The following is a 17,568-nucleotide window of genomic DNA, read 5'->3' as shown; positions in this document are numbered from 1 at the left end:
TTTTTTTGAAGGCTCAAATGTAAGGAAATTTGATGGGATGTCAGAAGTCAGATTGGTTTAGAATTTAAAATTAGAATTTACATTTTAATATCCTTAACTTTGCAAATCTTTAAAGAATTAAATAAATGCATAGAGCAGGTTTTGTAAATATAGTTGGTAAGCCAAATGCTGGTAAATCTACACTTCTTAATCAATTGATGGGAGAGAAGTTGGCGATTGTAACGCAAAAGGCGCAAACCACCAGACATAGAATTTTCGGAATTTATAATGAAGACGATTTGCAAATCGTTTTCTCGGACACGCCAGGTGTTCTTGATCCTAAATATGGGCTTCAGGAGAAGATGATGGATTTTGTAAAAGAAAGTCTTCAAGATGCCGATGTTTTCCTTTTCATTGTAGATGCGATGGATAAAGAAGAACCATCAGAATTTTTGATTGATAAATTAAATAAAATTCCGGTTCCTGTTTTATTATTGTTAAATAAAGTTGACCTTAGTAACCAAGCCGAATTGGAAGCAAAAGTAGAATATTGGCATAATAAAATCCCGAAAGCGGAGATTTTGCCAGTGTCAGCGCTTAAAGCTTATAATACGGAATATATTCTTCCTAAATTAAAATCGCTTTTACCAGAAAATCCACCGTATTACTATAAAGATCAATTTACAGATAAATCGGAGCGTTTTTTCGTTAATGAATGTATCCGTGAAAAAATCCTTTTGAACTACGATAAAGAAATTCCATATTCTGTGGAAGTGGTGACTGAGATTTTTAAAGAAAAAGAAGGTGTTATCTTGATCGATTCAATAATCTATGTTGAGCGTGATTCTCAAAAAGGTATTATCATTGGTCACAAAGGTGATGCAATAAAGAAAGTTGGGACAGAAGCACGTGTTGATTTGGAGAAGTTTTTCGGTAAAAAAATCCATCTTAATCTTTTTGTAAAAGTTAAAAAAGATTGGCGCAAAAACGAACGCGATCTCAAAAATTTCGGTTATAGATAGGCTTTTTGAAACTTATTTTGTAGATTTGAACTAAACACATACTAATGAAACTGATTTCTTCCGAAAATAATCCAAGCTTAATAAATATAGCAGCATTAATTTTGCGTGTTTTTGCAGGAGCTTCGATGTTGTCGCATGGTTATCCAAAATTAGAAAAACTGATGTCTAATGCTGACATTCAGTTTATGGATTTTTTGGGACTTGGTCCAATCATAACTTTGGTGCTAGTAGTATTTGCAGAAGTTATATGTTCTGTTTTGCTAATTCTGGGGCTTTTAACAAGAGCTGCTAGTCTTATATTAATAGTTACAATGCTAGTTGCAATCTTTGTGGCACATGGTGCCGATCCGTACGCTGTTAAAGAAATGGCGGTACTTTATTTGGTTATGTTTCTTGTCATCCTTCTCATAGGACCAGGCAAGTTCTCAATAGATGAATTATTTACAAAAAAAGAAATTCGTTACTAATCAGGTAACGAATTTTTTATTTTTGGGCACAACTTCCAAAAACAGCATCGGCGCCATAATAGAAAACGGCTAGCCAAACGAGACCTTTCGCTGTAAAAAATATCAAACCACCAATACCAACTCTTTTGAACCAAAGTTTTAGTTTAGAATTTTTGTTCTCGTTTTCCATCACATTAATTTCTGCAAATTTATAAGATGATTTTCATTTAAACAATATTATTTAGATTTATTATAAATAATTTAACAAACGCTTGTTAGTTTAGGTTTAATCCCATCATTATTGAGTTTTTGAACATTTTTAAATTTAATTTCAGTCTTTCCAAACATGATATTTGTTAGGATTTGAAAATTATTGTCTATCTTTAGCATCAGACAAATCAAAATATATAATGAATACAAGAGACCAATTTTCAATTCAGAAATCATTGGAAAATTTAGGAATCAATGCTACTAACTTAGGAAGTTCTACAGGTGTTGATTTTTTTGCAACAGGAGAAGTTATTAAAAGTCAATCGCCGACAGATGGTCAAGAGATTGCGAGTATCACAACAAGTTCTGAAGCAGATTATAATAAAGTTATCGAAAAAGCAGAGAAGGCATTTTTAGAATTTAGAATGATTCCTGCTCCTAAAAGAGGCGAGATTGTTCGTCAATTTGGAGAAAAACTAAGACATTACAAAGACGATTTAGGAAAACTTGTTTCTTACGAAATGGGTAAATCTTTACAAGAAGGTTTGGGCGAAGTACAAGAGATGATTGACATCTGCGACTTTGCAGTAGGACTTTCGAGACAACTTCATGGTTTTACGATGCACTCAGAAAGACCTGGTCATCGTATGTACGAGCAATATCATCCATTAGGAATTGTTGGTGTTATCTCAGCTTTTAATTTTCCAGTAGCCGTTTGGAGCTGGAATGTAACACTAGCATGGATTGCTGGTAATGTTTGTATTTGGAAACCGTCTGAGAAGACACCTTTGTGTGCAATTGCTTGTCAAAATATTATTGCAGAAGTTATCAAAGAAAATAATTTACCAGAAGGTATTTCTAACCTTTTAGTTGCGGATCACGTTATCGGGGACAAAATGGTAAATGATAAAAAAGTGGCGCTTATTTCTTTCACAGGTTCGACGAGAGTTGGTCGTGAAGTTAACAAAAATGTTGCGGCGCGTTTCGGAAAAAGCATTTTAGAACTAGGGGGAAATAACGCAATTATCATTTCGGATAAAGCTGATTTGGATATGAGCATTATTGGTGCTGTATTTGGTGCTGTTGGTACCGCTGGACAACGTTGTACATCGACACGTCGTTTGATTATTCACGAAGATGTTTATGATGCGGTTAAAGACAGATTGGTAAAAGCTTATGGACAATTAAAAATCGGAAATCCATTGGATCAACATAATCACGTTGGACCACTTATTGACAAGCATGCGGTTAATCAATATTTAGAATCGATTGAAAAATGTAAAGCTGAAGGCGGCAACTTTGTTGTTGAAGGTGGCGTATTAGAAGGAGCGGACTATGAAAGTGGTTGTTATGTGAAACCTTGTATTGCTGAGGTTCAAAATTCTTATAAAATCGTTCAGCATGAGACTTTTGCGCCGATTCTTTATTTAATTAAATACAAAACTTTAGAAGAAGCGATTGCACTTCAAAATGATGTTCCGCAAGGATTGAGTTCTGCGATTATGACGCAAAGTCTTCGTGAGTCCGAATTATTCTTGTCACAAGCGGGATCTGACTGTGGTATTGCAAACGTTAATATCGGAACTTCTGGAGCAGAAATCGGTGGTGCTTTCGGTGGCGAAAAAGAAACTGGTGGCGGACGCGAAAGTGGTTCTGACGCTTGGAAGTATTATATGAGACGCCAAACGAATACCATCAACTATTCTACAGGTCTTCCATTAGCGCAAGGCATTAAATTCGACTTGTAAAAACACCACACCTAAACTTAAAAATATTACCAAATCAAAATACAAAAATTAATATGAGTACAATTACAGCTAACGAAGTGAAAGAAGTTTTGGGAAGGCATATTTTGGCTGACGGCTTCGATTTTGTAATGGATTACGAAAAATCTCATGGCTCTTGGATTGTTGACCGTTTGACAGGAAAAGAGTATCTCGATATGTTTTCGATGTTTGCTTCGGCGTCTATCGGATACAACCATCCTTATGTTTTGCAAAGAGCAGAATGGTTGGGAAAAATGGCTGTTTACAAACCAACACTTAGTGACGTGTATTTGCAAGAATATGCTGACTTTATGGAGGTTTTTGAGCGTGTTGCCATTCCGAAAGAGTTAGAATATTGTTTCTTCATCGAAGGTGGCGCTTTGGCTGTTGAAAATGCCCTTAAAGCGGCTTTTGACTGGAAAACGAGACGTAACTGGCAAAAAGATATTAAGACAGAAGGAAGTATTGCAATCCATTTCAAACAAGCTTTTCACGGTAGAAGTGGTTATACGTTATGTTTGACAAATACGTCGGATCCACGTAAATATCAATATTTCCCGAAGTTTGAGTGGCCAAGAATAATCAATCCGAAAATCAATTATCCGATAACTGACGAAGGCATGGAGGAGACAATGAGAAACGAAAGTTTAGCATTGTTAAATATTGAAGAAGCGATTTTAACAAATCCTGATAAAGTGGCTTGTATCATTATTGAACCAATCCAAGCGGAAGGCGGCGACAACCATTTCCGTGATGAGTTCTTTATTGAATTAAGAAGAATCTGTGATGATAATGACATTCTTTTAATTTTTGATGAAGTGCAAACTGGTATCGGAATGACGGGGACAATGTGGGCTTTCCAACAATCTAGCATCAATCCAGATATTATCACGTTCGGGAAGAAAACGCAAGTTTGCGGAATCCTTGCTAATAAGGACAAAATGAATATGGTAGAGCACAATGTTTTTACAGAAAGCTCCCGTATTAATTCAACTTTTGGCGGTAACTTTATTGATATGCTACGTTTCCAATTGGTTTTGGAAGTTATTGAGCAAGAAAATTTGATCGAGTATTCTAAGAAAGCTGGAGATTATTTATTAAATGGCCTTAAAGCTTTGGAACAAAAATTCCCAGAAGACGTTTTTGCAGCAAGAGGTAAAGGATTAATGTGTGCATTCGATCTTAAAGATGGTGAAACGAGAAGTTGGTTACAGTCAAAACTTTATGATGAAGGTGTAATTATCTTAACTTGTGGCGATCAATCTTTGCGCTTTAGACCGCATCTTAACGTTAAAGTAGAGGAGTTACAAATTGTTTTAGATAAAATTGAGAAAATTTTAACAAAAAAATAATTGTAAAATATTTGTTGTTTTGTCTCTAATTTTGTAATTTTAAGAACAGAAAATTAAATGAAGTTGAATAAAAATTACATTTTATGAATGTTATAACAAAAGTGTCGGTATTCGAAAGTAGTAATCAGCAGGAGATACAGCTAATAAAATCCAAACTAGAAGCTGCTGGTATAGAGAGTGAGGTTGATAACAGTTATTTGTCTTTTATGAGTACACCAACTGCAACCAATATGATGTTGAAAGTGGATCTGAGAGAAGAACCCAAAGCTTTCGAAATAATTGATGCTTATTTACAAGAGAACCAAAAATAATTTCATATTTTAAATTTTACGTTTTACAGAAATCGAGGTCCTTTATGGGTCTCGATTTTTTTTGATTAATTTTTAAATAAAAAAACTTCCTCGGATTGGGAAGTTTTTTTTTGTTTCTAAAATATAATTCTTTAATTCAATGCCCAGATCATAGCATCTTCTTTAACAGCACGATAGATTGTATTATGTTGTTCTTTCGGTTGCTCATTATAGAAATATTTTAGCAGTGTTTGATTGGCAGATTTTATTTGTTTATCGAGTTTATTAACTTCTTTCAAAGTATCCGAAGAACTAGCCATCCAAAGCTTTTTAGAGGTTTTTATATTTTTTAAAAATTCAGGAGTATTCTTGGTTAAAGATTGGTTATTCCACCATATCGACGGATCAATGGCAATATAAGCATCAAACATGTCAGGCTTTTTCATTAAAGTTTCAACAATAAAAAGTCCGGCAGCAGATTCTCCAATAATGGCTTTGTAGCTTGTCGTTGGATATTTTTTATTGATAACAGAAAATAATTCATCATTAATAAATTTCTGAAAATTTTCGGCACCACCAACAATAGATGCGATTTTCATATCCGATTTCACTTGCGTAGGAGGTGTCAAATCTCGTCGACGTTGCGTGTTTTCTATCCCAACTAATATATATGCAGGAACTTTTTTATCAGAAATAAGTTTAGATAGTGTATTTGCGATATGTGGAAAATCTTCTTTAAGACCACCATCGGGCATATAAAGTACAGGAAGTGCTTTAGTTGAATTGCGATACTCTTCAGGAATCCAAACGTTGATGCGACGACTTTCGTTAAGGATTTTTGAATTGATTCGCAAGCTATCATGTTGAGGTATTGCATCACCAGTTTGTGCTTTAATGTTATTAAAACTGATAAAAAAACAAAACAAAAGCGATAATATGGAAAAATTAATTTTCATGAGAATTTTTATAAAAAGATTTGTAAATTTAGTCAAATTCATAATATAATTAAAAATTTCTGTTATGAAAAAATGGATTGCTATTATTTTTTGTTTGATAACAATTATTATCTCAGGTTGGTTTGTAGTTAACCAAATGGGATCTTTGGACATTCCATCGAATAAAAATGATCAGTATGCCGCACAACAAAAATGGGAAATTAATGAACGAACAGATATTGATAAGTGTGAAAAAACTGTTTTAATAAACCAAATAGATGCTGGCAGAGCTTTAAGAAGAGAAGTTGCAGCACACACTTTTGAAAAGCAAGTTTTCGCTATGTTTGTGATTGTTATGCAAATTGTAATCTTGATTGTCGTAAGTCTAATGCCAAGAAAATTAAACAAATAACTGTATAATCATTTTTTGAAAAAAAAGTGACTGTTTATATTAATACTAAAAGCGAGAATTGATTTATTAATATTTCTTAAATTTGTTAAAAATACAACAAGGTGAGAAATTTTTACAGCTTTTTAATTTATACCATTTTTGGTATACAATGCCTCATGTATGCCCAAGTCTGCCCAAGTCTTGTAGATCAGAAAAATGGTGAAGGCAATGTGAAGGTAGATTGTGGCTATCTGAGTGGGACTAATTGTATAGACCTAATAGCAAGCTTTCCTACTTTAGCAAGTACTGATAGTTATGCTGTATCTTCCACGCCGTACACGCCTTACGGCGATTATAATGACGGGACACAGCTCGATATATATCCTGTTGAGCCGGTTAGAGATGAAGACTATCTTAAAAGGATTAGTTTTAATAACCCGAGTTTTTTTAGTTCAAAAAGTTTTGAGTTTTCATTTTACGGAAAAAAGTATGATTCGTTTATTATAAGTAGTAACGGATTTATTAGCTTTAGAAGTGATATTGCAGAAGGCGATTTCAGTTCTAGTGATTTTGGTGGTCAGACAATTCCCACTACAATGGTACCAACATTGTCAGTTTTTGGTGTCTATCAAGATGTAGAATTTGTGAAAGGAGAAAGTACAATTTCTATAAAAGTTGAAGGTGCTTATCCTTGTAGAAAACTTGTGGTTAATTTTTATAGAGCTAGAATTGTTGGTACTAATCAATACACAACTTCACAAATTGTATTAGAAGAGCTGACTGGTGATATCTATGTTTATGTTAAAGATAAACCTTTGCCTGATAACTCGGCTAGAAGAAAGTCGTCGGTAATTGGTGTTAGCGATAATACGGGCGATGGCGTTGCGCCAGCTACAAGAAATACTGGTATTTGGTCAGCTAGTAATGAAGGCTGGCATTTTTCTCCAAATGGTCCGAATATGACTAGAGAAATCCAATGGTATAACAATGGCGTTAGGATGGCGGCAGCTTATAATAATAAGTTAAGGATTAATGTATGTCCCAAACTAGATGTCGAGCAGTATAAAGCGATTGCTGTATATACATTAGCCAATGGTGATGTGATCAAAGCTGAAAAAGAGATTAATTATTTTTTTTCTGGTGATTTTCCGATTGCAACAGATGTGACTGATATCATTTGTAGTGGCTCAACTGGAGTCTATTATCAAAGTAATTATTATAGTAAAATACTTAGTCCAACAACGCCAAGTAATCCTTATGGACCTAGATCGGTCTCTAATTTTAATTTTAAATTTTATGATACAAGGCCGCTTGCGCAATCAGGAGCCACTGCCCCTATTGATCCTGCACTAGCATTGCAAAATAATAAAATCTACTATGTAAGGGTTGAAAACAAAAGTAATCCTACTACTTGTTTTACAGTTATTGCTTTTAAAATTGAAGATGTTAATAATGTCTTGCTTGCCAATGTTGTTGATATATGTAGTGATAATTTGGTTGGTATTACACTTAGTAAATTGAGATGTCAACTTTTTGACGCAAGCTTCAAACCTACAAGCATTAAATATAAAATTGATAATACAAGTGGTCCATTTGTGACAACAGCTAATCTTACAGCAGCTTCCAAAATCTATGTATATGCGACGACTTCGTGCGGGGAGATTATTTATGGACCTATTACGATTAATATAACAACTGGTGCACCACTTTTACCAGTACCTAATCCTATTAATATTAACCTTTGCGATATTGTTATACCAGGGAAAAATCCACCGCTGAAAGAAACAGATTTTGACTGGCAGAAGTATTTTAAAAAGAATGGTATTGTTTTTAGCAATGATCCTGATGCTATTATCACAGTACATCCAACTAAAGAATTAGCAGCTGATGGCAAAAATGCAATGAACTATATCGACGAAGGGTCACCGTTGCCAAGTAAGGACTATACTTATACTCTTGGTGTCCGTGTAACGCCTAGTACAGTTGATCCTACTCTATGTAAGAACGAATGTTCCTCGTCAACAGAAATTACAGTAAGAGTAGAATTTAGTAAAATTATTATTAATGTTGATGACGCAGATAAAGATGCAAAACCTGATGATCCAGAAGTATTTGATGTGGAAGATGTCAACCTCTATCTTTGTAAATCAACAGTTGACCGTACGATAGATCCAGGAACAGATTTTAATAGCTTTGTACAGATTACGAAACCAACAGCTGGAGCAGGGATTTATCGATATTTTTACAGAACATTGAAAGATGCTACTGACTCATTGGCAATACCAATTCTAGAGTCGTCATTACCCCATGAGGTATTATTGTCAACAGACAAAATAAAAACTTATTTTGTTAAATACAGTCTTGGAGTAGATCCGACACCTAATGCTAATCATTGCTATGTTATCAAGCAGTTTGTTTATAATGTAGAGAACTTCCAAGTCTTGAGCAATGCAGCACCTTTCCAAGTTTGTAGTCCTAACAATCAATTGATCACGATTAAATTGTCAGATTATATAAATAGGATTCTTGCGGGTATGCAATCACAAAATCCAAAACCAGAGGTTAAGTTTTATCTCGACCCAGGTGGCACTACAGAAATAACAACTTTGGACTTGGATGCCACAACACCTAGCAAATCTGTCTATGTTAGAATAACCTCAGGCTATAATCCTAGCTGTATATCAGATTTGATTGAGTATAAATTTGTGCTAAAAGGCATAGAACTTCTAAAAAATGAGGTCACACTTAATATTACTTGTGATGATGACGCGGATGGTAAGATATATGTTAATCTAAAAAAATACGAAACAGAGTTTGCTTCTGATCCAAGTTTGATAAAACAATATTATAGAAATTACAATCCAGCAAATGGTTCTTTTACAAACCCAATACCAGCTGCAGAGCTTGAAAATTTTGAGACTGTTTCATCTGGACAACAAATCATCTATATAAGATTTAGCCAGACAGGATCAACTTGTACCGCAATGGCTAAGATTATTATTAATGTTAACATAACAAATACGCCGATAAAACTAAGATCAAATCGTTTTTTGTTAAGATGTAATATTGTTGGACAAAGTGCAATTTTTAATCTTAATGACATTATCTCTAGAATTTATGATCCATCTAATCCTGAGTATTCAAGCTTAGTTGATAATGTCTATTTTTATGTAGATGAAGTTGATGCTAAAAATGATAAAAATAGAATCCCTAATCCAGATAACTATTCCATTCCTGTAACAGAAAGTAGAAAGCAAATTTGGGTGCGTTTTGAGTCGAAAACAGGTTGCAAATCTATAGAAGTCTTCACGATTAAGGTTATTAATCCAGCGGATATCAAATTTACTAATCAACCAGAACCTCCAATAATCATTTGTGATGACAATTTGGATGGTAAATACACCTTTGATCTTCGTGCTTGGGTTAATGCAAAAATAGATAGTAGTGTACCAGGAAGTAGTTTCTTAAATGATTACGAAAATACACTTGGTGCAGATTACAGTTTTCAATTAAGTTCCGGAGGCACTGACTTAACAAGCCAAGAAGAAAAGAATTTTCATCCCGATCCAGTGTCTCAGAATTTTGTATGGATCAAAGCATCTGCTGGAGGAGATTGTAATGCTATTATGAAGTTGACTTTTGATTTTGGAGATATATCAGTTCTAAATTTCAACATTGGCGATTTTTGTGCTAACGAAACGGTGGATTTAACGCAAATAAAATCTGATCCGAGAATTGCTGGTGCCACAGAACTAAAGTTCTACAGAAGTGATGCGGACTTAATCGCCGGTTCGGGACAAATAACCAACGAAACGCAATTCGATGCAGGCGCCTTAACAGAAGTTTACGTAAAAATTATTTTCCCAGGAACAGCATGTCCTAGAAAAGGCATAATTAGTCTACATCCTAAGCTCGTTCCTGAATTTACAATGGAAACTAATCTTATTGACTTTTGTGAAATTTCACAAAAAGTTGATATTAATATTGATCCTTCCAACATTATTAGCTTAGGCTTGAAACCTGTTTCTTATACTATAAAAGGACCAAATGCCTTTGTAGAAACTGGAGCTTATGCAGGGAAAACTATTTATACGACTAACATTCCAGGAGAGTATACAGTAACAATAACGGCGGATAACGCATGTTCTTACACAGCAGCACCAGTTGTCTTGAGACAGTTCGATGTGCCACAAATAACGAGCATCATCGTGGAAAGCGATAGAGTAATGATTAACACCATTTCTAAAAGTCCAAATCGTCCTATTGAATATAGTTATGATGGTTTGGGATCTTGGCAAGCAAGTAATGTTTTCTTTAATGTACCAAAAGGCGTCAGAAGTTTTGTCGTTAGATATGCAGATAATGGTGTAGAAAATGGTTGTACATCGACACCTAAGGAAGCTTATATCCTAAGTATTAGCAATGTAATTACTCCGAATGGTGATGGCGTTAACGATGTTTGGAAAGTTACAGACTTAGATTTTTACGAAGGAAAACCAACTACTGTCCAGATATTTGATAGATTTAATAAAATTGTTTTTGAGAAATCTAGTACTGATACCTTAATCTGGGATGGCCGCACCAATGGTAGACCTGTGCCGTCAACAACCTATTGGTTCATTATGAAATTACCCGATGGTAACGAATTGAAAGGTTGGATAATGGTAAAACATAGCGAATAGTGAATTATTAAACCTTAAATAAAAATCCCTAAACTAAAATGTTTAGGGATTTTTTTGTGGAGAATACGGGATTCGAACCCGTGACCTTTTGACTGCCAGTCAAACGCGCTAGCCAACTGCGCCAATCCCCCAAGTTGAAAATATTGGACGCTAAAGTAAGCAATTTTTGATTAATATACAGCTGAACGATTTCCAGTTCAATTTTACTGAATGGCTTTTATAAATAAACCCTCTTTGTACTCGTGTTTTTCTACTTTATCAGTTTCGTTATACAAATCATGATTTAATAAATAGCCATTACCTTTTATTATTTCGCCACAATTTTGTGGTAAATTATTTTTGTCAAAACATGATTGTATATTCATTAGTTTTCCATTTTCATATAATCTCTCGGTATAGAGACTAGCATTTTTATGATACCATTTCCATAATCCAATCATTTTATCATTTTCCAAAGCTCCAGTTCCCATAAATTCTCCTGTATCATAATAAAATTTCCAAACACCATTTTGTTTATCATCTTTAAATTCTCCAATCTGATGAAGTTTTCCATTTGCATGATAATGTTTCCAAATACCAGTCATTTTATTATCTGAAAATTTTCCTACTGCCAATAGATGCTTGTCTTTATAGATTTTCCATTTTCCTTGTTTTAGATTATTTTTCAGATGTCCAGTTTTAATTCTATTATCTTCATTAATTACTACTTTTTTACTTTGACAAGAAATAATTAAAAATATAATTAATATTGGTGTAATTTTTTTGAATTGCATAATGCTTAAATGTAAATTTAAATTAACGTCGAATTTTTCACAAGATTAACATAAAAAAGTGGGCTCAACAAACTAAACATAAGCTTTTTTCGTTATATTTGGGATGTGTAAAAGATTTTTAATGAAAAGGTTAGTCTATATTTTTATTGCTTCTGTGACTTTGTATTCTTGTTCGACTTCGAAAAATGTAAGTCGATCCAAATACAAATCGTCTGCTTCTTCCAAGTCTAATGTTAATCTAAAAAAATATACCTCTAACAATACTTCTAAAGTCTCTGGTGACCGTAATGATGTTGTTAAAGATGCACAACAATATCTTGGAGTGCCTTATAAATATGGCGGTAATACCAAAACTGGTTTCGATTGTTCTGGACTTGTAACTAAAGTTTTTGAAGATAATAGTTACAAATTACCACGTCGTTCTTCTGACCAAGCTGACACTGGATCTTCGATTCGTGTGGAGGAAGTTAAACCTGGAGATTTGCTGTTTTTTGCAACCGCAGGTGGCAGAAATGTTTCGCATGTTGGGATTGTCAATAATATCGAAAACAGTGGCGAAATTAAGTTTATTCATGCTTCTACAAGTAAAGGTGTGATAATTTCGTCCCTTAATGAAGCTTATTGGAATAAAGCTTTTCTTTTTGCGCGTAGCGTACTTTAAATTTACTATTTTTGCGATTATCTTAGCGTGAGGGCGAAGCACATTGTCGGAGCTCTTTCTTGTGGTGGCTGAGCGAAGCCGAAGCTAGCACAAGAAAAGCGACTGTGCGTAGACCGACCCGCTTGTTTTTTGGCGATTGCATTTGCTGTTGGCAAAAACATAGGGGCACGCCCAAAATTGTATTAAATAAAGTAAATATAAAACTATGTCTTTACAGGAATTAAAAGAAACGATTGAAAAAGTATGGGAAAATAGAGAACTTCTAAAAGAGTCTCAATACACCGATGCGATTAGAAATGTTGTTGAAAAACTAGACTTAGGCGAGCTTCGTGTTGCAGAACCGACTGACAACGGATGGCAAGTTAACGAATGGGTGAAAAAAGCAGTGGTGCTTTATTTCCCAATCCAAACGATGGAAACCATCGAGGTTGGACCATTCGAATTCCATGATAAAATCCCTTTAAAGAAAAATTACGCTGAAAAAGGTGTTAGAGTAGTACCTCACGCGATTGCAAGACACGGAAGTTTTGTGGCGAGTGGCGTTATTATGATGCCGTCTTACGTTAACATCGGCGCTTATGTAGATAGCGGAACGATGGTGGACACTTGGGCTACAGTTGGTAGTTGTGCGCAAATTGGTAAGAATGTTCACCTTTCTGGTGGTGTTGGTATTGGTGGCGTTCTAGAACCTTTGCAAGCTGCACCAGTTATCATCGAGGACGATTGTTTTATCGGTTCTAGATGTATTGTAGTAGAAGGTGTACATGTGGAGAAGGAAGCGGTTTTGGGAGCAAATGTTGTATTAACGGCTTCTACTAAAATTATTGATGTGACTGGTCCAGAACCAATCGAAATAAAAGGTCGTGTGCCTGCACGTTCGGTGGTGATTCCTGGAAGTTATACAAAGCAATATCCAGCAGGAGAATATCAAGTGCCTTGCGCATTAATCATCGGTCAAAGAAAAGAGTCGACAGATAAGAAGACGTCTCTTAACGATGCATTGCGTGAGAACAATGTCGCTGTTTAGAATTTGATTTTTTTGAAAAACTAATAACCAAATCTTGAAAACCAAATTCCTAAATTTTATCTCAAATCCTAAGTATATTGGGATTATCTATATTATTGTAAGTGCTGCGTCTGCTTTGTCAAAATACAAAAGAGGACCTGGCGCTTACAATAACTATTTGATTTTTAAAAACGTGTTTTTCAATACGTTAAAAGAGCGAAATCTTTATGCCCATTATCCCGACTTGTATTTTGATTGCAATCATTATGGGATTATTTTTAGTGCGTTGATTGCGCCTTTTGCAATTATGCCAGATTGGATGGGCATCACCTTGTGGAATGTCGCCAATACTTTGGTCTTTCTTTTTGCTGTCAAAAGCTTACCATTTGCTTCAAAAAATAAAGCTTTTTTTCTGTGGCTTTGTTTACAAGAATTTATTACAGCTTCGGTTAGTTTGCAGTTTAATGTTGCATTGACAGGACTTTTGATACTTTCTGCAACCTATATTTATAAAGAAAAAGAAGTGAAATCTGCTTTAGCAATTGCGCTTGGTATCTTTGTTAAAATATATGGTATTGTGGGACTTTCCGCTTTTTTCTTTATTAAAAACAAAGTGAAATTCATTGTCGCTTTGGCGGTGTTTTGTATTTTATTTTTTCTGATTCCGATGGTATATTCGTCACCACATTTTGGGGTGCAAGCTTACATAGATTGGTTTACAGAGCTTAAACTTAAAAATGGTCATAACCAAGTCCTTGACAGTTATCAAGATATTTCTGTTATGGGATTGGTGCGCAGACTTTTACAAGATGCTAGCATCTCTAACCTAACATTTATGGCGGTAGGTTTGCCGTTGTTTGCGCTGCCTTATATCAGAATTAAACAATATCAGCATCTTGCTTTTAAACTTTTAATTTTAGCTTCAACACTTTTGTTTACGGTGTTATTTAGTTCGGGATCAGAGTCGCCGACTTACATTATTGCAGTTCCAGGTGTTATGATTTGGTTTTTAATTCAGAAAGAGAAAAAGCCGATTGATATTGCATTGCTCGTTTTTGTTTTGTTATTGACGTGTTTTTCAAATTCAGATTTGTTTCCAAAGTTTATAAAAGAGAATTATATTTTTAAATATTCTTTAAAGGCTTTACCGTGTACCGTTGTTTGGCTGAGAATTATTTACGAGTTGATGACCAAAAATTTTGAAACCGATTATAAAGTAACATCATGAAGCAGGTTAGCATCGTAATACCCGCCTATAATGAAGAAGGAAATCTCGAAAAGATTTTCCATGAAATTGATTTGGTTTTTAACAACTTAGAAGATTATAACTTCGAAATTGTCTTTGTAAATGACGGAAGTCGTGATAATACGCAAGCCGTTTTAGAAGATTTAGCATCCAAACATGCTGAGGTCAAATACATCGAATTTTCTCGAAATTTTGGACATCAGTTTGCTGTTAAAGCTGGACTAGATGAAGCCGAAGGACAATTGGTGATTTCTATGGATGCTGACCTACAACATCCGCCAAGACTCATTCCTGAAATGATTAAAAAATGGGAAGAAGGTTATGACTTGGTGTATACAATTAGAAAATATCCCAAAGAAATTTCATTTTTTAAAAAGAAAACTTCTAATTTTTTCTATAAAATTTTAAGCTCTTTATCGGACGTCGAACTAGAAAAAGGAAGTTCGGATTTTCGATTGATGGACCGCAAAGTGGTTGACAATATGAAAACCATGAGCGAATCCGATGTTTTTCTTCGTGGGATGGTCAAATGGATGGGCTTTCGACAATATGCTATCCACTTCGAGGCGGATCAACGCTTTTCTGGTAGCAGTAAGTACGACCTTAATAAAATGCTAAAATTTGCATTTACAGGGATAACATCTTTTAGTGTAAAACCTTTATACATGGCGGCTTATCTTGGATTTTTCTTCTCAGGAATTTCTTTGCTTTATATTCCGTATGTCATTTATGCTTTTATTGCAAAAACCGAAATCTCTGGTTGGGCATCGCTCATTATGACCATCGTGTTTTTCGGTGGTGTACAGCTTATTATCCTTGGCATCATCGGGAGCTATCTCGGTAAGATGTTCAAACAACTAAAACATAGACCGACCTATATTATTCGGTCAAAAAACTTTTAACCATGGTTTTACTTAGTTTCGATATTGAAGAGTTCGACATGCCTTTAGAGTATAAAGGTGAAATTTCATTCGAACAACAAATTCAAATTTCCAGAGGTGGTACTATCGCCATTTTGGATCTATTAAAAAAACATAATGCCAAAGCAACCTTTTTCTCGACGGTTGTTTTTGCAGAGAATAATCAAGATCTTATCAAACGACTTTTGGATGAGGGACACGAGTTGGCGAGCCACACTTGGTACCATTCCGATTATAAAAATGAACATCTTAAAAGTTCTCGAGAACGACTGTTAGAGCTTTTCAATACCGAGGTTGTTGGTCTTCGTATGCCACGCATGAGTCCAGTTGACGAAGAGGAAGTGCGTGCGGCGGGTTATACTTACAACTCGTCGATTAATCCGACCTATTTGCCAGGACGTTACAATAATCTTGGCATTAGCAAACGTTATTTTACTAAAAAAGGTGTTGTACAACTGCCTGCTTCGGTGTCTCCCAATTTTCGAGTGCCTTTGTTTTGGTTGAGTTTTCATAATTTTCCAGAGTTTATCTACCGTTATTTAGCTAAGAGAAGTTGGAAGGATAATGGCTATCTCAATATTTATTTTCATCCTTGGGAATTTGCGGATATCAAGAATCCTGAATTTAAATTGCCTAACTTTACGACAAAAGATACAGGAAAAGCAATGATCGAAAAGTTTGATTCTTTTCTCACTTGGCTTGACAAAAACAAGCGAAAATACTGTACAATAAAGGATTTTGTTGATATTATAAATTAATCAGATTTTGAAAATCGCATACGACGCCAAACGTTTTTTTAATAACACTTCGGGATTGGGCAATTACTCGCGCGATCTTGTGAGGATGTTGTCAGAGTTTTTTCCTGAAAACAAATACATGCTTCTTGCAAAACGTGAAAACGAACGTGGTAAAACGATTCTTGAAAATCCATCGGTAAGTTTTAGTCCAATTTCGAAAGGAAATATGGCGCGACAATTCAAAATGGGGAAGGATGCGCAGAATCTCGATGCGGATATTTTTCATGGATTATCGGGCGAATTACCTTTAAAATGGAATAAAAAAACAATCAAAAAAATTGTAACCATTCATGATTTGATTTTTGTTCATTATCCTAAATTCTATTCATTTTTTGATCGTAAAATTCACTTTTGGAAATTTAAGAAAGCAGCACATTCTGCTGACAAAATTATCGCCATTTCGGAACAAACAAAAAAGGATGTCATCGAAATGCTAAAAGTCCCAGCCGAAAAAGTGGTTGTTGTGTACCAAGGTTGTCATGCGGCTTTCAAAACCGAAAAGTCACAAGAAGAGCTTAATACAGTCAAATCAAAATATAATTTACCAGAACGATTTGTGTTAAATGTTGGTACAATAGAAGAGCGCAAAAATCTTTTTACGGTGATTAAAGCTTTGCAAAATACTGATATTCCGTTGGTTGTGGTTGGTCGAAAAACCAAATACGCCGATCAGATTTTAAGCTTTATTAAAAAAGAAAAATTGGAAGCGCAAGTTCAGTTTTTGGAAGGCGTATCGATGGAGGAATTGGCCTGTATCTATCAAATGGCAGATATTTTTGTGTATCCAAGCTTGTTCGAAGGTTTTGGGATTCCCGTTATCGAAGCTCATTTTTCTAAAACTGCTGTTATCACCAGTAACCTAAGTTGTCTGCCCGAGGCTGGCGGAAAAGATGCGGTCTATGTTAATCCACTTAATGTTAAGGATGTTAAGGCTAAAATAAGTTTCCTTTGGGACAACGAATCCGAAAGACAACGCCGCGCCGAAAAATCTTACGAGTTTGCTCAATTAAAATTTAATGATAAGTTGATAGCACAAAATTTGATTCGTGTGTATGAACAAATTTATTCAACATAATATGAAAAAAAAATATT

The 17,568-nt window shown here is 34.8% G+C and carries 16 protein-coding genes and 1 tRNA gene; 13 read left to right on the top strand and 4 right to left on the bottom strand.

Going from position 1 to position 17,568, the window contains the following annotated elements; translation table 11 throughout:
* Nucleotides 1-125: 125 nt before the first annotated feature.
* Nucleotides 126-1,001, top strand: coding sequence for a GTPase Era (gene era, locus B5X62_RS00560; RefSeq protein WP_079665449.1), 876 nt, complete (start codon nucleotides 126-128; stop codon nucleotides 999-1,001).
* Between the two features lie 44 nt (nucleotides 1,002-1,045).
* Complete coding sequence (locus B5X62_RS00555; RefSeq protein WP_079665448.1) at nucleotides 1,046-1,468, top strand: DoxX family protein; 423 nt, start codon at nucleotides 1,046-1,048, stop codon at nucleotides 1,466-1,468.
* A 16-nt stretch (nucleotides 1,469-1,484) separates the two neighbouring features.
* On the opposite strand, the gene B5X62_RS15550 is transcribed toward B5X62_RS00555, so the two are convergent.
* The gene (locus B5X62_RS15550) at nucleotides 1,485-1,637 is read right to left on the bottom strand and encodes a hypothetical protein (protein ID WP_185116701.1); all 153 of its coding nucleotides are present in this window, start codon (nucleotides 1,635-1,637) and stop codon (nucleotides 1,485-1,487) included.
* 220 nt (nucleotides 1,638-1,857) lie between these two features.
* On the opposite strand from B5X62_RS15550, the gene amaB reads away from it, so the two are divergent.
* The 3 genes from amaB (at nucleotide 1,858) to B5X62_RS00540 (ending at nucleotide 5,086) form a co-directional block, all read left to right on the top strand.
* Nucleotides 1,858-3,405: an L-piperidine-6-carboxylate dehydrogenase gene (gene amaB / locus B5X62_RS00550; protein WP_079665447.1), complete on the top strand. Its 1,548-nt coding sequence runs from the start codon at nucleotides 1,858-1,860 to the stop codon at nucleotides 3,403-3,405.
* A gap of 53 nt (nucleotides 3,406-3,458) precedes the next feature.
* Nucleotides 3,459-4,775, top strand: a complete 1,317-nt coding sequence (lat, locus tag B5X62_RS00545) for an L-lysine 6-transaminase (RefSeq protein WP_079665446.1) — start codon at nucleotides 3,459-3,461, stop codon at nucleotides 4,773-4,775.
* Nucleotides 4,776-4,858: 83 nt separating this feature from the next.
* A complete protein-coding gene (locus B5X62_RS00540; RefSeq protein ID WP_079665445.1) occupies nucleotides 4,859-5,086 on the top strand; it encodes a DUF2007 domain-containing protein in 228 nt (75 codons plus the stop codon).
* A gap of 131 nt (nucleotides 5,087-5,217) precedes the next feature.
* Here the strand turns inward: B5X62_RS00540 and B5X62_RS00535 are convergent, their stop codons facing one another.
* Entirely contained in the window at nucleotides 5,218-6,021 is an 804-nt protein-coding gene (locus B5X62_RS00535) for an alpha/beta hydrolase (RefSeq protein WP_079665925.1), read from the bottom strand.
* Between the two features lie 64 nt (nucleotides 6,022-6,085).
* Between B5X62_RS00535 and B5X62_RS00530 the strand changes: the two genes are divergently transcribed.
* Both B5X62_RS00530 and B5X62_RS00525 read left to right on the top strand, forming a co-directional pair.
* On the top strand, nucleotides 6,086-6,412 hold the full coding sequence (locus tag B5X62_RS00530; RefSeq protein ID WP_079665444.1) for a hypothetical protein: 327 nt from the start codon (nucleotides 6,086-6,088) through the stop codon (nucleotides 6,410-6,412).
* A gap of 101 nt (nucleotides 6,413-6,513) precedes the next feature.
* The gene (locus B5X62_RS00525; protein WP_144038259.1) at nucleotides 6,514-11,073 is read left to right on the top strand and encodes a T9SS type B sorting domain-containing protein; all 4,560 of its coding nucleotides are present in this window, start codon (nucleotides 6,514-6,516) and stop codon (nucleotides 11,071-11,073) included.
* Nucleotides 11,074-11,130: 57 nt separating this feature from the next.
* On the opposite strand, the gene B5X62_RS00520 is transcribed toward B5X62_RS00525, so the two are convergent.
* Nucleotides 11,131-11,204: transfer RNA gene (locus B5X62_RS00520), tRNA-Ala, on the bottom strand.
* Between the two features lie 72 nt (nucleotides 11,205-11,276).
* Nucleotides 11,277-11,846: a toxin-antitoxin system YwqK family antitoxin gene (locus tag B5X62_RS00515; RefSeq protein ID WP_079665442.1), complete on the bottom strand. Its 570-nt coding sequence runs from the start codon at nucleotides 11,844-11,846 to the stop codon at nucleotides 11,277-11,279.
* A 121-nt stretch (nucleotides 11,847-11,967) separates the two neighbouring features.
* Here B5X62_RS00515 and B5X62_RS00510 point away from each other — a divergent pair, with 121 nt between their 5' ends.
* From B5X62_RS00510 to B5X62_RS00485, 6 genes are all read left to right on the top strand, one after another.
* Entirely contained in the window at nucleotides 11,968-12,507 is a 540-nt protein-coding gene (locus tag B5X62_RS00510; RefSeq protein ID WP_079665441.1) for a C40 family peptidase, read from the top strand.
* A gap of 205 nt (nucleotides 12,508-12,712) precedes the next feature.
* The gene (locus B5X62_RS00505; RefSeq protein ID WP_079665440.1) at nucleotides 12,713-13,534 is read left to right on the top strand and encodes a 2,3,4,5-tetrahydropyridine-2,6-dicarboxylate N-succinyltransferase; all 822 of its coding nucleotides are present in this window, start codon (nucleotides 12,713-12,715) and stop codon (nucleotides 13,532-13,534) included.
* Nucleotides 13,535-13,568: 34 nt separating this feature from the next.
* Nucleotides 13,569-14,741, top strand: coding sequence for a glycosyltransferase family 87 protein (locus B5X62_RS00500; protein ID WP_079665439.1), 1,173 nt, complete (start codon nucleotides 13,569-13,571; stop codon nucleotides 14,739-14,741).
* Nucleotides 14,738-15,661, top strand: coding sequence for a glycosyltransferase family 2 protein (locus B5X62_RS00495; protein WP_079665438.1), 924 nt, complete (start codon nucleotides 14,738-14,740; stop codon nucleotides 15,659-15,661). Before B5X62_RS00500 ends, B5X62_RS00495 begins: the two co-directional genes overlap by 4 nt.
* A gap of 2 nt (nucleotides 15,662-15,663) precedes the next feature.
* Nucleotides 15,664-16,437: a polysaccharide deacetylase family protein gene (locus B5X62_RS00490; protein WP_079665437.1), complete on the top strand. Its 774-nt coding sequence runs from the start codon at nucleotides 15,664-15,666 to the stop codon at nucleotides 16,435-16,437.
* A gap of 7 nt (nucleotides 16,438-16,444) precedes the next feature.
* On the top strand, nucleotides 16,445-17,551 hold the full coding sequence (locus B5X62_RS00485) for a glycosyltransferase family 4 protein (protein ID WP_079665436.1): 1,107 nt from the start codon (nucleotides 16,445-16,447) through the stop codon (nucleotides 17,549-17,551).
* Nucleotides 17,552-17,568 lie beyond the last annotated feature (17 nt).

It is taken from the genome of Soonwooa buanensis (genome assembly GCF_900167905.1).
Lineage (GTDB): Bacteria > Bacteroidota > Bacteroidia > Flavobacteriales > Weeksellaceae > Soonwooa > Soonwooa buanensis.
Note: the sequence above shows the minus strand (reverse complement) of the source record. Positions and strands in the feature narration are given on the sequence as shown.